General features: G+C 63.4%; 18 protein-coding genes and 1 pseudogene. 12 read left to right on the top strand and 7 right to left on the bottom strand.

Annotated features, from left to right (window positions below; all coding sequences use genetic code 11):
- Positions 1 to 6: 6 nt before the first annotated feature.
- Complete coding sequence (locus LB564_RS00435; protein WP_224534307.1) at positions 7 to 432, bottom strand: VOC family protein; 426 nt, start codon at positions 430 to 432, stop codon at positions 7 to 9.
- A gap of 10 nt (positions 433 to 442) precedes the next feature.
- The gene (locus LB564_RS00430; RefSeq protein ID WP_224534305.1) at positions 443 to 1,267 is read right to left on the bottom strand and encodes an enoyl-CoA hydratase; all 825 of its coding nucleotides are present in this window, start codon (positions 1,265 to 1,267) and stop codon (positions 443 to 445) included.
- Between the two features lie 154 nt (positions 1,268 to 1,421).
- Here LB564_RS00430 and LB564_RS00425 point away from each other — a divergent pair, with 154 nt between their 5' ends.
- The 5 genes from LB564_RS00425 to rpsI all read left to right on the top strand — a co-directional run bounded on the left by LB564_RS00425 (position 1,422) and on the right by rpsI (position 3,753).
- Entirely contained in the window at positions 1,422 to 1,871 is a 450-nt protein-coding gene (locus LB564_RS00425) for a PaaI family thioesterase (RefSeq protein WP_224534303.1), read from the top strand.
- Between the two features lie 48 nt (positions 1,872 to 1,919).
- Positions 1,920 to 2,108 carry a type II toxin-antitoxin system HicA family toxin gene (locus tag LB564_RS00420; protein WP_224534301.1) on the top strand — a complete coding sequence of 63 codons (189 nt, stop codon included), beginning with the start codon at positions 1,920 to 1,922 and terminating at the stop codon, positions 2,106 to 2,108.
- A gap of 24 nt (positions 2,109 to 2,132) precedes the next feature.
- A complete protein-coding gene (locus LB564_RS00415; protein WP_224534299.1) occupies positions 2,133 to 2,531 on the top strand; it encodes a type II toxin-antitoxin system HicB family antitoxin in 399 nt (132 codons plus the stop codon).
- A 273-nt stretch (positions 2,532 to 2,804) separates the two neighbouring features.
- Positions 2,805 to 3,269: a 50S ribosomal protein L13 gene (rplM, locus tag LB564_RS00410; protein WP_140706841.1), complete on the top strand. Its 465-nt coding sequence runs from the start codon at positions 2,805 to 2,807 to the stop codon at positions 3,267 to 3,269.
- Position 3,270: 1 nt separating this feature from the next.
- Positions 3,271 to 3,753, top strand: a complete 483-nt coding sequence (gene rpsI / locus LB564_RS00405; protein ID WP_010915637.1) for a 30S ribosomal protein S9 — start codon at positions 3,271 to 3,273, stop codon at positions 3,751 to 3,753.
- Between the two features lie 169 nt (positions 3,754 to 3,922).
- On the opposite strand, the gene LB564_RS00400 is transcribed toward rpsI, so the two are convergent.
- Together LB564_RS00400 and LB564_RS00395 are read right to left on the bottom strand one after the other, a co-directional pair.
- Complete coding sequence (locus tag LB564_RS00400) at positions 3,923 to 4,981, bottom strand: glycerophosphodiester phosphodiesterase family protein (protein WP_224534298.1); 1,059 nt, start codon at positions 4,979 to 4,981, stop codon at positions 3,923 to 3,925.
- A 94-nt stretch (positions 4,982 to 5,075) separates the two neighbouring features.
- Positions 5,076 to 6,284, bottom strand: coding sequence for an acyltransferase family protein (locus tag LB564_RS00395; RefSeq protein ID WP_224534297.1), 1,209 nt, complete (start codon positions 6,282 to 6,284; stop codon positions 5,076 to 5,078).
- Between the two features lie 124 nt (positions 6,285 to 6,408).
- On the opposite strand from LB564_RS00395, the gene speB reads away from it, so the two are divergent.
- The 4 genes from speB to LB564_RS00375 all read left to right on the top strand — a co-directional run bounded on the left by speB (position 6,409) and on the right by LB564_RS00375 (position 9,636).
- Positions 6,409 to 7,416, top strand: a complete 1,008-nt coding sequence (gene speB, locus LB564_RS00390) for an agmatinase (protein WP_224534296.1) — start codon at positions 6,409 to 6,411, stop codon at positions 7,414 to 7,416.
- A 30-nt stretch (positions 7,417 to 7,446) separates the two neighbouring features.
- On the top strand, positions 7,447 to 8,373 hold the full coding sequence (gene argC, locus LB564_RS00385) for an N-acetyl-gamma-glutamyl-phosphate reductase (RefSeq protein WP_140706849.1): 927 nt from the start codon (positions 7,447 to 7,449) through the stop codon (positions 8,371 to 8,373).
- On the top strand, positions 8,373 to 9,212 hold the full coding sequence (locus LB564_RS00380; protein WP_224534295.1) for an aminoglycoside phosphotransferase family protein: 840 nt from the start codon (positions 8,373 to 8,375) through the stop codon (positions 9,210 to 9,212). The genes argC and LB564_RS00380 overlap by 1 nt, the downstream gene beginning before the upstream one ends.
- 79 nt (positions 9,213 to 9,291) lie before the next feature.
- Positions 9,292 to 9,636 carry a hypothetical protein gene (locus LB564_RS00375; RefSeq protein WP_224534294.1) on the top strand — a complete coding sequence of 115 codons (345 nt, stop codon included), beginning with the start codon at positions 9,292 to 9,294 and terminating at the stop codon, positions 9,634 to 9,636.
- Positions 9,637 to 9,646: 10 nt separating this feature from the next.
- On the opposite strand, the gene LB564_RS00370 is transcribed toward LB564_RS00375, so the two are convergent.
- Complete coding sequence (locus LB564_RS00370; protein ID WP_224534293.1) at positions 9,647 to 10,738, bottom strand: COX15/CtaA family protein; 1,092 nt, start codon at positions 10,736 to 10,738, stop codon at positions 9,647 to 9,649.
- A gap of 154 nt (positions 10,739 to 10,892) precedes the next feature.
- Between LB564_RS00370 and LB564_RS00365 the strand changes: the two genes are divergently transcribed.
- Positions 10,893 to 11,108 carry a DUF2842 domain-containing protein gene (locus tag LB564_RS00365; RefSeq protein ID WP_224534291.1) on the top strand — a complete coding sequence of 72 codons (216 nt, stop codon included), beginning with the start codon at positions 10,893 to 10,895 and terminating at the stop codon, positions 11,106 to 11,108.
- Positions 11,109 to 11,132: 24 nt separating this feature from the next.
- On the opposite strand, the gene LB564_RS00360 is transcribed toward LB564_RS00365, so the two are convergent.
- The gene (locus LB564_RS00360; RefSeq protein ID WP_224534289.1) at positions 11,133 to 12,191 is read right to left on the bottom strand and encodes a polysaccharide deacetylase family protein; all 1,059 of its coding nucleotides are present in this window, start codon (positions 12,189 to 12,191) and stop codon (positions 11,133 to 11,135) included.
- A 90-nt stretch (positions 12,192 to 12,281) separates the two neighbouring features.
- Here LB564_RS00360 and LB564_RS00355 point away from each other — a divergent pair, with 90 nt between their 5' ends.
- Positions 12,282 to 13,511, top strand: coding sequence for a GNAT family N-acetyltransferase (locus LB564_RS00355; protein WP_224534287.1), 1,230 nt, complete (start codon positions 12,282 to 12,284; stop codon positions 13,509 to 13,511).
- A 147-nt stretch (positions 13,512 to 13,658) separates the two neighbouring features.
- Positions 13,659 to 13,820 (top strand): annotated as a pseudogene (locus LB564_RS00350) (GNAT family N-acetyltransferase); the annotation flags it as partial.
- Between the two features lie 26 nt (positions 13,821 to 13,846).
- On the opposite strand, the gene LB564_RS00345 reads toward LB564_RS00350, so the two are convergent.
- Positions 13,847 to 16,207 carry an exopolysaccharide transport family protein gene (locus tag LB564_RS00345; RefSeq protein WP_224534286.1) on the bottom strand — a complete coding sequence of 787 codons (2,361 nt, stop codon included), beginning with the start codon at positions 16,205 to 16,207 and terminating at the stop codon, positions 13,847 to 13,849.
- Positions 16,208 to 16,374: the final 167 nt, after the last annotated feature.

Below are 16,374 nucleotides of genomic sequence, written 5' to 3'. Positions count from 1 at the left end.
CGATCTTTATGCTTCGGGCAGCGAGATCGTGCCGTCTTCGGCGATCGGAAAGGCTGGATTGTGCGCCACTTCCCAGACATGCCCGTCGGCATCGGCGAAATAGCCGTACCAGCCGCCCCAGAAGGCGCGGCCCGCCGGCTTGACGATCCTGCCGCCGGCCTGCTCCGCCATCGCAAGCACCTCATCCACCTCGGCGTCGGAACGGGTGTTGTAGGCGAGATAGACGGCGGAAGGCGCCTTGGCGAAAGCGAGCCCCGCATCCTCCTCGGCGCTTTCGCGCGGAAACAGACCGAGGATAGCGCCGCCCATCTGGAAGAAGGCGACACCGTCGGTGATGCCGGCATGGCGGGTAAGGCCCATCGCCTCGTAGAAACCTACGGCGCGATCCAGATCGTCAGTGGCGATGGTGATGATGGAAATGCGCGGTTCCACGCTCGCTGTCCTATTCGTCGGTCCATTCCGGCTTGCGCTTGCCGATGAAGGCACCGATGCCTTCTTCCGCGTCCCGCGCCAGCATGTTCTCGACCATGACGCGGCCGGTATAGGCATAGGCGTCCGCCAGGCCCATCTCGGCCTGAGCATAGAAGGCTTCCTTACCGGTCTTGACCACCAAGGACGATTTGGAAGCAATGGTTTGCGCATATTTGGTGACGATCTGATTCAGGTATTCGCGTGGCACGACGCGGTTGATCAGGCCGAACTCCTTGGCGGTGGCGGCATCGATTGTCTCGCCGGTCAGAAGCATCTCCATCGCCTGTTTGCGCGAGACGTTGCGCGACAGCGCCACCATCGGTGTCGAGCAGAACAGGCCGATGTTGACGCCCGGCGTGCAGAAGGTCGCTTCATGCGAGGCGATCGCCAGGTCGCAGCTGGCGACCAGCTGCAGGCCGGCGGCTGTCGCCAGGCCGTCGACCTCGGCGATGACAGGCAAGGGATGGCGCACGATCGCCTGCATCAGCGCGGCGCAGGCGGCAAACGTCTCCTCGAAGAAGGCCTTGCCGCGATCGGCGTCGGCGCGGCGTGCCGTCATCTCCTTGAGATCGTGGCCGGCGCAGAACACCTTGCCGGCCGCCGACAGCACGATGACGCGGACGGCCCTGTCGGCCTTGGCGCGGTCGAGTTCCGCCGTCAGCGCCGCCATCACGGCGAGCGACAGCGCGTTGGCGGGGGGATTGGTAAGCGTCAGTCGCAGCACACCCTTGTCCAGCCTTGTCGTGACCGGGCCCTCGTCGGCGGCGGCAGGCTTGACGGCAAGGATTTCGGCCATGGCTAAAGGTCTCCGCGATTCCGGTCGGGCTGGCACAGTATCTAATGACGGATCGGGTTTCGTCCAACACCATCGCTTGCGCCAGGACGATGTACATGTTGCCAGAAACGCCCGGCCGCGCCCATACAGGCATGACACAGAACGAGAGACCGACATGCCCGCCCAGACCAACCTCGAGCCGGTGCTGACCGCAGCGCAGATCAACGTGTTGATGGAAAGCGTCTTTCCTCAACTCAATGAGAATTCCGCCGCCTACGAAGCGATCGAGGTCTTTCCCGGTGGCTGCATTGTCCGGCTCAACGCCGGGGAACGACATCTGCGCCCCGGCGGCACGGTGTCCGGCCCTGCCTTGTTCACGCTGGCCGACATTGGCGGCTATGTCTGCGTGCTCAGCCATGCCGGGCCGGACGCGCTCTCGGTCACCACCAATCTCAACATCAACTTCGTGCGCAAGGCCGAGGCCGGGCCGATCGACGGCCACTGCCGCATCCTAAAGCTCGGAAAGAGCCTGATGGTATTCGATATCGACATCGTCGCCGGCCCGGATGGACACACGATCGCGCATGCCACGGGCACCTATTCGATCCCGCCGAAGCGGTCGTAATGGTTGAATCTGCCACATGATGTGTATATATATGCGCATAGGTGACTTTTGCTTGAGCGTGACAGCCGTAAGATATTGAAGCGCCTCAAGGAGGATGGATTTGAGCTGATTTCGATACGGGGCTCACACCACAAACTCCGGAAGGGCGAGATCGTGCTGATTGTCCCACATCCCGAAAAGGACCTGCCAACCGGCACTGCCCGCGCAATCGCCAAGCAGGCTGGCTGGATCAGATAACCCGATTTGCACTGGAAACCCACGATGAAGAGCTATTTCGCTTTGGTCGAAAAGGAACCCGACAGCGCCTTCGGCATTCGCTTTCCGGACATTCCCGGCTGTTTTTCAGCCGCGGACGCTGCCGAAGATATCGTGCCCAAAGCGGTTGAGGCTTTGCAATTGTGGGCCGAGGATATGCCAGTCCCGGAACCATCACACCACGAAGAGATTGTCGCCCTCCCCGATATACGTGATGCTCTAGCCGAGGGCGGCTACCTGATTTCCGTTCCCCTTATCGACAATGACAGTGCGGTCGTTAGAGCCAACGTGACCTTCGAGCGCGGCGTTTTGCGGGCCATTGACGCCGCCGCGCGACAGCGCGGGATCACGCGATCGGCATTCCTCTGCAGCGCGGCTCGCAAGGAGATCGAGGCAAAACACTGAATTTGCCCGCGACGCGGCAACTAGGCACGTGTGGTAAAATAATACCTTTTACCTAGGTCGTTGTTTTTGCTATTATTTCTTCGCGGTAGAGCTTTTTGATCTGCTTGACGTGCAGTTCCCCCTCGCCTATAAGCCCTCACGAAGCAGCGGCCCGCAAAGGCCGCCGTTTTGTTATTGGCGGCGGGGCACGTGCCTTGTCACCAATCCAAGCAACAAGAAACGCCTTCCTTACCATTTGTGGATTGGGGAAGGTCCAAACCGAGAGCAGAAAACATGACAACCTTTTCGCAGAAGCCTGCGGATGTGGTGAAGAAGTGGATCCTGATCGACGCCGAAGGTCTCGTCGTCGGTCGTCTGGCCACTGTCATCGCCAACCATCTTCGCGGCAAGCACAAGCCGACCTTCACCCCGCATGTCGACGACGGCGACAACGTCATCGTCATCAATGCCGACAAGGTGGTGTTCACCGGCAAGAAGTTCACCGACAAGGTCTATTACTGGCATACCGGCCACCCCGGCGGCATCAAGGAGCGCACCGCGCGCCAGCTGCTCGAGGGCCGTTTCCCCGAGCGTGTCGTCGAAAAGGCCGTTGAGCGCATGGTCCCGCGTGGCCCGCTCGGCCGTCGCCAGATGAAGAACCTGCGCGTCTATGCAGGCGCAGAGCATCCGCATGTCGCCCAGCAGCCCGAGACTCTCGACGTGGCCAAGCTGAATTCCAAGAACAAGAAGGTCGCATAAGATGGCTGAGCTTTCCTCGCTCGCAGAACTGGGCGCCGCTACCGGCAACACCAACACGCAGGCCGCGGCCCCCGTCCACGTCCAGAAGCTCGACAAGTCGGGCCGCGCCTATGCCACCGGCAAGCGCAAGAACGCCATTGCGCGCGTCTGGGTGAAGCCGGGTTCCGGCAAGATCGTCGTCAACGACAAGGAATTCGCGACCTATTTCGCGCGTCCGGTCCTGCAGATGATCCTCAACCAGCCGATCATCGCCTCGAACCGTTCGGGCCAGTACGACATCGTCGCCACCGTCGTCGGCGGCGGCCTCTCCGGCCAGGCCGGCGCGGTGCGTCACGGCATCTCCAAGGCGCTGACCTACTACGAGCCGGCGCTGCGCGCCGTGCTGAAGAAGGGTGGCTTCCTGACCCGCGACAGCCGCGTCGTCGAGCGCAAGAAGTACGGCAAGGCCAAGGCCCGTCGCTCCTTCCAGTTCTCGAAGCGCTAAGCGTTTCGATCTGTCCATATCGAAAAGGCCGCCTCCGGGCGGCCTTTTTGCTTTACAGCCTGTCGCGGCGAACCGGATGCGCCCGACCTACCGCAAGCTTCTGACAATATGCATGCCGTTGTCCCGAAACCGAGGTCACTTCCGGATGACAAGCATCAGATGCAGGAGATCAATTGATGCTGGCGGTGTTCGCGGGTTCGATGCGCTCACCCGATCCCGCGTAAGGCACGCGATAGCCATTCGCGGCCAGCCAGGTGATCGCCGCCTTCGGCTCGTCGGTCTGGATGATGGTGGCGCCGCGATCGGCCCAAAAGCCCCAGGCTTCGCGCGGCAGGCTTGCCTGGACCGCCAGTTCGTCGCCACGGCCGCCGGCAAGGAAGCCGCCCGGCTTGTTGACGATGGCATAGGTGTCGGCCCAGATATGCCAGTCGCCCCTCACCGCCTCGGCGCGCATGCGGGTGCTGAACAGCGGCCCGCCGGTCTGGGTCAGCGTCTCGGCGCCAGTCCGCCAGTTGATCAGCTCGATCGCGCGCGGCGCGAAAGCATGGTCCACCGTCTCGGCGAAGCCGGCATCATGCACCGCGTCATCGGCGAGGATGGGCATGAACTGGACACCGCCATCGATGGCAGCCATGGCGGCCTTCACCGTGGTGATCCTGTTCTGGTTCCACAGGTTTTCCTTGACGATGACCTGATGGGCCATGCCGAGATCCCGTGCCACCGCGATCATGCCCGGGAGATCGCCCACTTCGAGCTTGTTGTCGAGATTGATGAGAATCCTGTCCCTGGTCGCCATCAGCATTTCGCGCAACGTCGAGACGGTCTCGTTGGTGACGGCATGGGTGCCCTCGATCACCAGCCGGCATCTCTTCAATTCGGCGAGAGTGTAGTTGATGACTTCGCCCTTGCAGGTCGTCGTCCGATCAAGCCAGCTGTCATGCATGACGATCAGCTCGCCGTCCTTCGAGCGCCTGATGTCGACTTCGACAATTTCAGCGCCGATCGCGATCGAGCCTTCGACGGCGGCAAGTGAATTTTCCGCGTAGAGCGTCTTGCCGGCCTGCATGCTGCCGGCCCTATGCGCCGCAACCATGACATGGTCGCGCCACTGGTTGGCATGTTCGAAGCGGTCGAGGATCTGCCTGGCGCGGGTTTCGCCAGCCAGGGACTGGCCGGAGGCGGCCGCCAGGGCGGTGGAAAGCAGAAGGCTCAGCCAGGTCGTCCGCATTGAGAATCGCTCCTTGCCGGATCGAGCCGGGGATAGGCGACCTCAGTGACATCCAGGTGAACGAAGCCGGCTAGCGGTTGGCCGCCATGCCGGGTCAGATGCGCTTCGACAGCCGACGGAACCAGGCCATTGCGGGCATTTCGACCAGGCGCCAGGTGATCCACGACGCGGCGACGGTGGCGGCCAGCATGAAGACGATCGCCACAGTTCCCGTCCAGCCGGCGCCAAAGCCTGTCGCGGGCTCGCCACGCAGCACGATGTCACCAATCAAGCCGAGGCCGAGCTTGCGCTCGACGAGCCCGGCGACATTGATGAGGCGCGCCTGGACAAAGATGTGGACCATGTAGATCGAATAGGACAGCGCGCCGAGGGTCAGCATGAAGGGCGTCCTGAGCAACGCGCTGATCCAGCCGCCCTCATGGGCGAAGAGAAACAGCGCCAGCGCGAACACCAGTGGCGCGGCAATGCCGGCGTTGTTGTCGCCCGCCAGCGAGACGAAGAGAACGATGACGGCCACCATGACGATTTCGGCAAGGGTCCAGTTCATCCGTGGGCCGCTTCTGGCCAGGATCTGTCGCGCCCCTGCAATGGAATCATGCTGAAACCAGGCGAGCAGGGCGCCAAGCGAGAAGCCGTAGAGGCAGCGGATGAAGCCGAAATCGTAGGATACGTCCATATGATGCGTGGAGAAGGCGAGCAGGAACAGCGGAGCCGTGACGGCGGCGGCGACGAACCATATCCAGGCGCGCGCGCCGGCGACGAAGACCACGCCGGCAAACAGGAGATAGGCAAAGAACTCGGCCGAGATGCTCCAGCTTGGCGCGTTCCACGTCAAACGATCCTCGAAGCCGATGCCTTGCAGCAAGAAGAGATTCGCAGCCAGGCTCTTGATGTCGAAGCCGCCGGTGAAGGGGGCAGCCCCCGTTCCATGCAGTTGCGGCAGCACCAGCCGCAACAGTTCGAAGCCGGCAAAGGCGGCAAGCATGACCAGATGCAGCGGATAGATGCGGCCGAAACGGACCAGCGCGAAGCGGGCGACCTCTCCCGGCCGGCTCAGCCGATTGGCATAGCTGGAGGCGATGACGAAGCCGGAAAGGACGAAGAAGAAGTCGACGAAAAGATAGGACGAACCGATAAAGCTGCTCTGCGAGATCGCCGAGGCGGTCGGGAAATGAAACAGCGCCACCAGCAGCGCGCAGATGCCGCGCCACGAATCGAGCACCTGGAAGCGATCGCCGGCGATCGTGCCGGTGTGGGTCGACACCACGGCGTCCGACGGATTAAGAAACGCGGTCTGCGTCATGATGATACAAATCCTGTCTTGCCGTGGCACCCGGGCGGCGCGGTTTCGTCTCGCCAAGCTGTGACTGGCATCTTCCATGCCGGTTCTGTAGTTGTTGCACCCCGATGAAAACCGAGGACCAGTAATGGCGACCAAGAACATCGACCACGCCTTCACCGCCCGTTCCAAAACGGGCGCCGCGTACGAGCCGACCTATTCCGGCGCGCTGTCTTTCATGCGGCGCAAATACACCAAGGACGTGAAGGGCGCGGATGCGGTGGTGTGGGGCATTCCCTTCGACGCCGCCGTCACCAACCGGCCAGGCGCCCGCTTCGGGCCGCAGGCGATCCGCCGCGCCTCGGCGATCCTCGACAACGACCCGCAATACCCGTTTTCGCGCGACCTGTTCGAGCACCTCGCCGTGGTCGACTACGGCGATTGCCTGCTCGATTCGGGCAATCATCAGAAAACGCCAGGCACGATCGAACGCGAAGCGGCCAAGATCCTGAAGTCGGGCGCCTTCCTGCTGACGCTCGGCGGCGACCATTTCGTCACCTGGCCGCTGCTCAAGGCGCACGCCGCCATCCACGGGCCGCTCGCCTTGGTGCAGTTCGACGCCCACCAGGATACGTGGCCCGATGACGGCAAGCGCATCGATCATGGGTCCTTCGTCGGCCGCGCGGTCACTGAAGGCATCATCGACCCCGACCGTTCGATCCAGATCGGCATCCGCACCCATGCGCCCGACACGTTCGGCATCAAGATCCTGCACGGCCATGAAATCGAGGAGATGCGGGCTTCCGACATCGCCTACGCCATCGTCGACCGCACCGGCGGCAAGAAGACCTATCTGACCTTCGACATCGACTGCCTGGATCCGGCCTATGCGCCGGGAACCGGCACGCCGGTTGCCGGCGGGCCGTCCTCGGCGAAGATCCTGTCGACGCTGCGTCAGCTCAACCAGGTCGATATTGTCGGCGCCGACGTCGTGGAGGTTGCGCCGGCCTATGATCACGCCGATATAACGGCGATCGCCGGCTCGATGGTCGCCATGCAGTATCTCGGCCTGTTGGCGGAGCGGAAGGCGCGACAGGAAGAGTTGAACAACGGCAACCACAATGGTGCCGCGGTCAATCACGGCAACGGCATATAATTCTGAGATATCAGGGAATTTGATCAGGCAATGAAACCGAAAATCTTCATCGACGGCGAGCATGGCACCACCGGTCTTCAGATCCGGGCGCTGCTTGCCGAGCGCGGCGATCTGGAGATCATTTCCATTCCGGTCGAGCGCCGCAAGGAAACGGCCGCGCGCGCCGAATTCCTCAACGCCGCCGATATCGCGATCCTGTGCCTGCCCGACGACGCCGCCAAGGAAAGCGTCTCGCTGATCGCCAACGACACCACCAAGGTGATCGATGCGTCGACCGCGCATCGCGTCGCCGAAGGTTGGGAATATGGCTTCGCCGAGCTGGACAAGGAGCAGGCAAGGAAGATCGCCACGGCCAAGCGCGTCGCCAATCCCGGCTGCTGGCCGCAGGGGCCGATCGCGACGCTCAGGCCCTTGGTCACCGCGGGCCTGCTGCCGGCCAATTTTCCGATCGCGGTCAATGGCATTACGGGTTATTCGGGCGGCGGACGGCCGATGATCGAGGACTATGTCGCCAAGGGCGAGGACGCCTCGGAATTCCTGCCCTATGGCCTGACCCTGCAGCACAAGCACGTGCCGGAATTGAAGGCCTATGCGAAGCTGTCGCATGATCCGATCATGCAGCCGGCGGTGGGCAATTTCGCGCAAGGCATGATCACGGTGGTGCCGTTGCAGCTCGGCGGCCTCGACCGCGTACCGACAGGCGCCGAACTTCACGCCGCCATTTCGGACCACTTCGCCGCGATCAAGGGCGGTGTGGTCGAGGTGGCGCCCTATGCGCATCTGGAGCGCGTGCCGGACATCGATCCAGAAGTTTACAACGGCACAAACCGCATGAAGGTTTATGTCTTTGCCAACGACAGCAGAGCCCAGGCATTGCTGCTGGCAGTCTACGACAATCTCGGCAAGGGCGCCTCGGGCGCGGCCGTCCAGAACATGGACCTGATGCTCGGCCTGTGATGGACGCGTCGGCGTTTCCAGCGCGCTGGCGAGTCTGCGAACCCGAACTCATTGCCGAAACCTTTTCGAGCCGCATCTGGAAGGTGCGGCGCGAGGACGGCTCACCGGCTATCGTCAAGGCGCTGAAGCCGTTCGACGACGTTGCCGACGAGTTGCGCGGCGAACATTATCTCGCCTGGCGGCGCGGCGAAGGCGCGGTGCGCCTGCTTGGCCGCGACGGCCACAGCATGCTGCTCGAATATGCCGGCGAAACGCTGCTTACGCGGGTTCTCGATGAACAGGGCGACAATGCAGCGACCGCGATCGCGGCCGAGGTTATGGAGAAGCTGCTTTCGCCATCCGATCACCCCTACCCGCCCGAGCTTCAGCCGCTCAGGGAGCGGTACGCCAGCCTGTTCAAGAAAGCCGCAACCGATCGCGCTATCGGTGATGAAAGCCTCTATGTCGAGGCCGCGACGATCACCGAGCGGCTGCTGTCAAACCCGCACGGTATCAGGCCGCTGCATGGCGACCTCCACCACGACAACATTCTGCATGGCCCGCGCGGCTGGCTGGTGATCGATCCCAAGGGCGTGCTCGGCGATCCCGGCTTCGACGCTGCCAACATGTTCTATAACCCGCTCGACCGCGATGCCCTTTGCCTCGATCCCCCACGGATCGCGGATATGGCCGAGATCTTTGCCCGGACGTTGGGGCAATCACCGGCGGTGATACTCGACCATGCCATCGCCTATGGCTGCCTGTCCGCGGCCTGGCACCATGAGGACGACAATGCGGTAGAGGAGAACCGCGAACTGTCGATCGCCAAGGCGATCAAGGCGGTGCGGGTGCATTTCTAACCGCGGAGAGCTGAAGTAACCGCTTGTTCACCATGATCGGCTACAGACCTCAGTCCTGGCTCCTATCCAAGGATTTGTCATGGTCAGCGCGATCTCGGGTTCCTCCTCCGCGGCCCAGTACTCCTCGTCCAGCTCCTCGAGCAATGCAGCCGAGGAGGCCGCGCTCGAAAAGCAAATTCAGGATCTGGAAGACCAGGCCAAGGCGATCAAGGATCAGGTTCAGGCAGCCCAGGTGCAGCAGGATATCGCTACGGCCCAGGCAAGGCTCGATGCGCTCAAGGCTGCCGACAAGGTCGCCAAGGCAAATCAGGATCAAGCGGCCAAGGCGGATCAGACTCAGTCCGCATCTTCGGCGGCAGCGTTGCGTCAGGCCGAATTCGACGGCGACAGGACGACGACGCAAGCGAACGAATTCTGGATGTGAACGGCCGGACTCAGCGTCCGACGGCAACCCCGTTGGACAAGGGATAGGCGCCCTTGGTGCCGCGCCAGTGCGCCGCTGCAAAGCCCAGCACGACAAGCGCAAAACCCTGATGGGTCAGCGCCATATGCAGGGGCACCTGCATCAGCAGCGTACCGATGCCGATCGAGGCCTGCACCAGCACCAGACCGAACAATAGTGTGGCGCGGCGCGCATGCGTCGAACCGGGCACCCGCCTGCGCGTCGCGATCATATGCCAGAGCGCGACGGCGAAGACCGTATAGGCACCAAGCCGGTGGATGAACTGCACCGTCTTCGGGCTCTCGAAGAAATTGCGCCATGCCGGCTCGAGGATCAGCAGATCGCCGGGGATAATCTTGCCGTCCATCAGCGGCCAGGTGTTGTAGCTCATGCCGGCGTCGAGACCGGCGACCAGACCGCCAAGATAGATCTGGATCAGCGCCAGAAGCACGATGAAACCGGCGAGGCGTTGCGTCGAGCGATCGGCGGCGGGTTCGGAGTGAGGAGCGAGACCTCGCGCGACCACCATGGTCGCGGTGAAGATCAGCGCCGCCAGCGTCAGATGCGTCGCCAGCCTGTACTGGCTTACCGACACGCGATCGACCAGGCCGGAGGCCACCATCCACCAGCCGATGGCCCCCTGCAGCCCGCCGAGAAGCAGAATGCCGACCAGTTTCGGCCCAAGCCCGCGCTCGATGCGGCGCGTGGCCCAGAAGACCAGCAGCGGCAAGGCAAAGACCAGGCCGACGCTGCGCGCCAGCAGACGATGCGCCCATTCCCACCAGAAGATCGACTTGAACGCCTCGACGCTCATGCCCTTGTTGAGTTCGGTGTATTGCGGGATCTGCTGGTAGCGCTGGAATTCTTCCTGCCACTCGGCGTCGTTGAGCGGCGGGATGACACCATGGATCGGCTGCCATTCGGTGATCGACAGGCCGGATTCGGTCAAACGCGTGGCGCCGCCGACCAGCACCAGCGCGAACAGCACCAGGATCACGACGTAGAGCCAGCCACGCACCAGTGCCCGGTTATGCAGGTCGCGGTCGCGGGCCTGGTAAGGCGCAGCAGCGGATATGGCGGCCATGGGTTTATTTCCGGCGGTTTGAATGTCGCGGATTGGTGAACCATCGCACCCCTGCTGGCAAGACCGGGCAGCGCGGCACGCCGTCGCGCCCGATGTCGTGGGTTGCACGCGTCCGGCGTTCGGCCTAAGCGGTAGCCATCAACGAGACCTTACCATGCCCATTCGCCTGAAAAAGCTGATCGGAATGTTCCTGCTGGTGGCGCTGGTCATCGTCTACGCGCTGGTCGCCTCGATCTTCGCGGTGGCGCGGCTGTCGGAATCGGGAGCGCTGGTGCAATTCCTGTTCTTCCTGCTTAGCGGTCTGCTCTGGGTGCTGCCGGCGATGGGCATCATCAAGTGGCTGATGCTGGAGCCGCGCGCCAAGCGCTGAGCCCTGATCGAACCGGGCAATCCGTCAGATCGTGACAACCATCTTGCCGGCGTTGGCGAGCGGCGTCGTCACGCCCGACAGCATGGTGCGGATATGGTGCAGGCTCTGGTAGCGGCCATTGACCGAAATGCGCGGCAAGGCATGCAGGAAACCGGCATGTTCGGCGCGTAGGACGCCGTGGCGGGTGGTTACCGCGGAGGCATAGCCGGCGTCGCGCGCAAAGCCCACTTCACGGCAGCCGACGGCGCTGGCGTAGCCGTAGGGATAGGCGAAATGGCGTGGCTCCGCGCCAAGCTCGGTCAGCAGCTTGTCCTTGACGGCGCCGATCTCGCGCCGCGCATCGGCCTCGGAAAGTCGCTTCAGATTGCTGTGGTTGATCGTATGGGCGCCTATCGTCACCAGCGGATGCGCGGCGACGGTGCCGATCTCATCCCAGTTCATCAGCGTGCGCAGGCGCGGGGCGTCCGCGTCGACGCCGTTCGAAGCGGCCAGATCATGCAGCACGGTCCGCAGGTCCTCCTCGCGGATCTCGGTGGTGAAATAGGCATGCAGGCGGGCTATGGCCTGATGTTTCCTGGCGGGTGTCGCGCAATCGATCACCAGCGGGCCATTCGATGTCGCCAGGGTCAGGCGGTCGCAGGCACTGACGATGTCCTCCACCACATCCCACCAAAGGTGGGCGGAGCCATCGATCAGCCCGGGCGCGACATAGATGGTGAGCGGCGCGCGATGCTTGTCCAGCACCGGCAGGGCCTCGGTCATGTTGTCGCGATAGGCATCGTCGGCGGTAATGGTGGCGAACCGGCCGCCCTTGCCGCCCGCCTTGATGCGCTCGACGGCTTCGTCCATCGAAACGAAGGCATAGCCGTCCGCTTTCATGTCGGCGATCACGGCGTCGAGGAAACTGGGCGCGATGTTGAGGTGCCGGTTGACGCTGTCGGGCTTTTCGGGTGTCGCCGTCACGCGGTGCAGCATCAGGATGGCGCCGATGCCGCCGACGAATGGCCTGGCCAGCGGTGCGAGGCCGGTATAGCGGGCGACGTTGAGCGCCAGTTTCCGGATTGCCTCCCCACCGTCGATCATTCATTCACCTTTTGCGCCTAGGCTATCCAAGCACGGAATACGCCCGAGCGCCCCCCCAAATCGGGATCAATACGCCTTAAGGATTGAGGTATGGTTGACGCAACCGCGTCATTTGATGGCAAGCGGCTCGCGGCGGTCCAGGCCTCGTCACGCGCACTGCGCGGGGATGCCGCGGGGCTGTCGGTTTCCGTTACCGCCGCCGAAGGGCTGGCCGCGTATGCTGCGTTCTGTCGTTCGGCGCTCTGTGCGCCGGCGCAAAGTGCGGCATGGGTCTTGAACTGGGCCGCCGAGGTCAAGCCCGATCTGCTCATCGCCACGCTCGAGCTGGAGGGCAAGCCGGCCTTCGCACTGGCGCTGGAAGTGGTCAAGCGAGGCCCGCTACGGGTCGCCCAGTTCATGGGCGGCCGCCACGCCAATGGCAATTTCTGCGCCGCCGAACCGCAATGGCTGATCAACCCCGACATCACGGCCGTCCGCTCGATGCTAGCGGCGATCGCCAGGTCCCGGCCCGATATCGACCTCATCGCGCTGGAAAGATTGCTGCCCGATCTCGACGGCATCGCCAATCCGCTGGCATCGCTCGATCATTTCGCCAGCCCGAACCTGTCACTGGCCGTCGACCTCAGCGGTGGGTTCGATGCGCTGCTGCTGCGTGCCAGCGGCAAGCGCAAACGCAAGAAGCATCGTTCGCAGACGCGCAAATTCGAGGCCGTCGGCAGCCACCGGCGCATCGAGGCGAGCAGCGCCGACGAGGTGGAGAGGCTGCTCGATGCGTTTTTCGAGATGAAGGAACAGCGCTTCCGCAAGATGGGCATTGCCAACGTCTTCGGTGACGACCGGACACGCGCCTTCTTCCGGGGGCTGTTCACGCAAGCACTTGCCGAGGACAAACTTTGCTTCGTGCTGCATGGGCTGGAGGTCGCCGGCAAACTGCGCGCCGTCACTGGGTCGAGCCGCTCGGGCAGGCGCCTGATCTGCGAGTTCGGCGCAATCGCCGAGGACGACCTTGCCAACACCAGCCCGGGCGATTTCCTGTTCTTCGACAACATCCAGGATGCGTGCCGGAGTGGGTTTGCGGTTTATGATTTCTCCGTCGGAGACGAGCCCTACAAGCGGCTATGGTGCGATATCGAAACCCGGCATTTCGAGGTTCTGGTGCCGCTGACGCTCAAGGGCCGGGCGCTGGGACTGGCGCTTCGCCAGGGCGCGCGGCTGAAGGCTTTCGTCAAGAACAGCCCGATGATCTGGAGGCTGACCAAGATGCTGCGCCGCAAGGCGGCCGGACAGGCACAGCCGACGACCGGCGAGGACGACGCTTAGCTAAAATGAGTCAACGCGGCCTCGAAATAGCCGCGTCAGCGCAAGCCACTGGTCAGGATCTCTCATCCCTGCTGAAATCCCCGTCGACCAACACCGCCGCGACGTGATCACCATGAAGCTTATTATTCGTACGCCTGCGAAGGAGGCGACCTGAACATCGACGTTCCGGCCACCAGGGCCGACTTCATCGCAACGCTCGAAGCGGCAGGCTTCTCAGCGACCTTCACCACCACGCGCATGTACAAGGGCCCGCCGCCGCAGCTCGACGCCGACAGGATATTCGGCGTGACGACCCTGGAACTGGGATAGCCAGGCACTTCTCGGAAATGGCCCTTTCAAGCCGCGGAGCGACGACCCGGCACCGGGTTGCCCGGCGGCTCGTGGCCAAGCGGGGTTACCAGCGTCAAATCGGGGTAGCCGCTCTCGATGAGCTTGACCGCGGCCTGCGTCACCTCGTCGTCGGCCTCCAGCATGGACAGGAACACCTCGGTGGCCTCGTCGCCCAGACGACTGATGCCTTGGGCATCGGCCGGTCCGCATTCGACCACCACCAGGTCATAGGCTGTTGTCAGCGACTGCATGATGATCGGCAGCCGGTCGGCGGCGCGCATGGCACGAACCGGATCGGCGGTGCCTACCGGGATGACATGGCAGTCGGAATAGAGGTCGGCATGGATCACATCGCTGAACTGCGCCTGCGATGCCAAGAGATTGGTGATGCCGGGGAAAAGTCCGCTGTCCAGCATCGGCCGCGAGGCGGCCCCCGAGGCGGTGAGGTCGAGCAGCAGGACGCGCAGGCCGGCGTCGGAAACCTCGCGCGCCACCAGGATCGCCGATGCCGCCGCCTCGTCGCCCTCGGGGGAAACGAATATGGCGCGCGCGGCGCCGCTGGCGATCAGCTTTTCGGCAGCCTTGTCGACGTCGATCTCGCCCAGCACGGAAGGCGGCCGCCGAACCTCCACGACGGGTTCTGGCTCGGCCATGTGTTCAGGCACTATGCGTTCAGGCTCGGCCACGGGATCAGGCTTGACCTCGGGATCAGGCTTGGCCAGGGGTTCAGATTTGGCGAGGGGTTCAGACTTGGCCAAGGGTTCAGGTTCGGCGGCAGGCTCGACATCGGCCTCGGGCCACGCCCTCGGCCGTGTTTCCGTATCCGCGACCGTTTCGGGCCATGATGTCCCCGCGCTACGATTGGCGAACTCGTTGGCGACTGCTGGTTCCAGGCGGGTGGACGGCTCCTGATAAGCGGCCGGCGGCATCGCCACCTCGTCGATCGGTTCGAACCGTGCTCCCCTGGCCGGGCGCATGGCGCGGCCCGAGAAGAGTTCACGCAGCAGCGTGAACACCGCCGCCAGCAGCAGGGAAGCCGCGGCGGCGGCGCCGACGATCGGCCCGATCTTGGGGAAGTATGGCTCGGAAGGGACCGAAGCCGGCGAGGCGATGCGCGCGTCGACCGGAACATAGTTGCGATCCTGACGCGAGGCTGCCTCGCGATAGTTGGTCAGGTAAAGTTCGAGCTGCTGGCGCTTGGCGGCGGCATCGCGCTGCAGCGCGTCGAGACCGACCTGCTGCTCGCCGGCCTGCGCCGAGGCGGCCTTGAGCGTGTTAACGTCGGCGACGAGCTGGCTTTCGCGCGCCTTGGCGGCATCGGCCTGCATCGCCAGGCCCTTCATGATCTTCTGGGCTTCGCTGCGGATCTGCGCGTCGAGGTCAGCCAGCTGCGATTTGGCGGCGCGAATACGCGGATGATTGTCGAGCAGCGTCGTCGACAGGTCGGCGATGTTGGCGCGCAATTCGACCTGCCGCTCGCGCAAGCGCTGGATCAGGTCGGAAGACAGAACTTCCGGCAGCGAATCCAGCGACCCGCCATTCTGCAGCGCCTTGCGCACGCTTTCGGCCGTGCCTTCGGCCGCGGCGCGGTTGGCGCGCACCCGCGACAACTCGGTCGACAGCTCGGCCAATTGCTGGGTGGCCAGGGTGGAATTGTTACCGCCCATCAGGAGGTCCGACTGGGCACGGTAAGCCGCGACCTTGGCCTCGGCGTCCCTGACCTGCTTGGACAGGTCGGCGATCTCGGGGGCCAGGAAGTCCGCGGCGGCGGTGTTCGATTCGCTCTTGGCCGCGCCTTGGCCTGCAATATAAGCGGCCGCAATGGCATCGGGGATGGCGGCGGCGAGCTTGGGATCCTCTGAAGAGAACTCAATGGCAATGATGCGGGTCTTTTCAACGCCGAAGACGTTGAGCTTCTCGCGCATCTTCTTAAGCACGCGTTCCTCGACCGGAACGTCCATCGGATCATTCTTCAACCCGACCAGGACCAACAGCCGGTTCAGTGCCGACATGTCGACTGTCTCGTCGAATTCGTGCAACCGCGACAGGTCGAGCTTCTGCGCCACCTGCTTGAGGATCTCGTTGGACGAAATTATCTGGACCTGGGTGGCTACGCCCTGCTCGTCGAGGATCGGCTTGTCGCTGTCCGGGTTGGTGCTGGCGGGCCGCGTGTAGACCGATTCCCGCGGGGCGATCTCCACCTGCGTTTCGGCCTTGTAGTGGCGGGTCGCGAACGACGCCGCAGCGAAGGCAAGCCCCGTCACCACGAGAACGAAGACCAGAATTCGCAGCCAGTTCCGGCCAAGGCTGGCGAAGAGCTGCCTGAGATCGACGTCGACGTCTGCGGCCGCGGATTGAACGGACATGCATCCCTACTCCGGAACTGGGTCAGGATGCACCGTAAACAACTATGGTAACTCAGCCGTTAAGATCACGGTAAGCTTTCATTAGGGTTTACTGGCGGGCAGCAGCAAAAAATCGATAAAATCGTAAAACCTTGCCTGCGCGGGCGCTATTGCCGGGGTCCTTTACC

Source organism: Mesorhizobium sp. ES1-6 (assembly GCF_020164775.1).
Classification (GTDB): Bacteria; Pseudomonadota; Alphaproteobacteria; order Rhizobiales; family Rhizobiaceae; genus Mesorhizobium.
The sequence above is the reverse complement of the archived record's forward strand: the minus strand, read 5'-3'. Positions and strand labels throughout refer to the sequence as shown.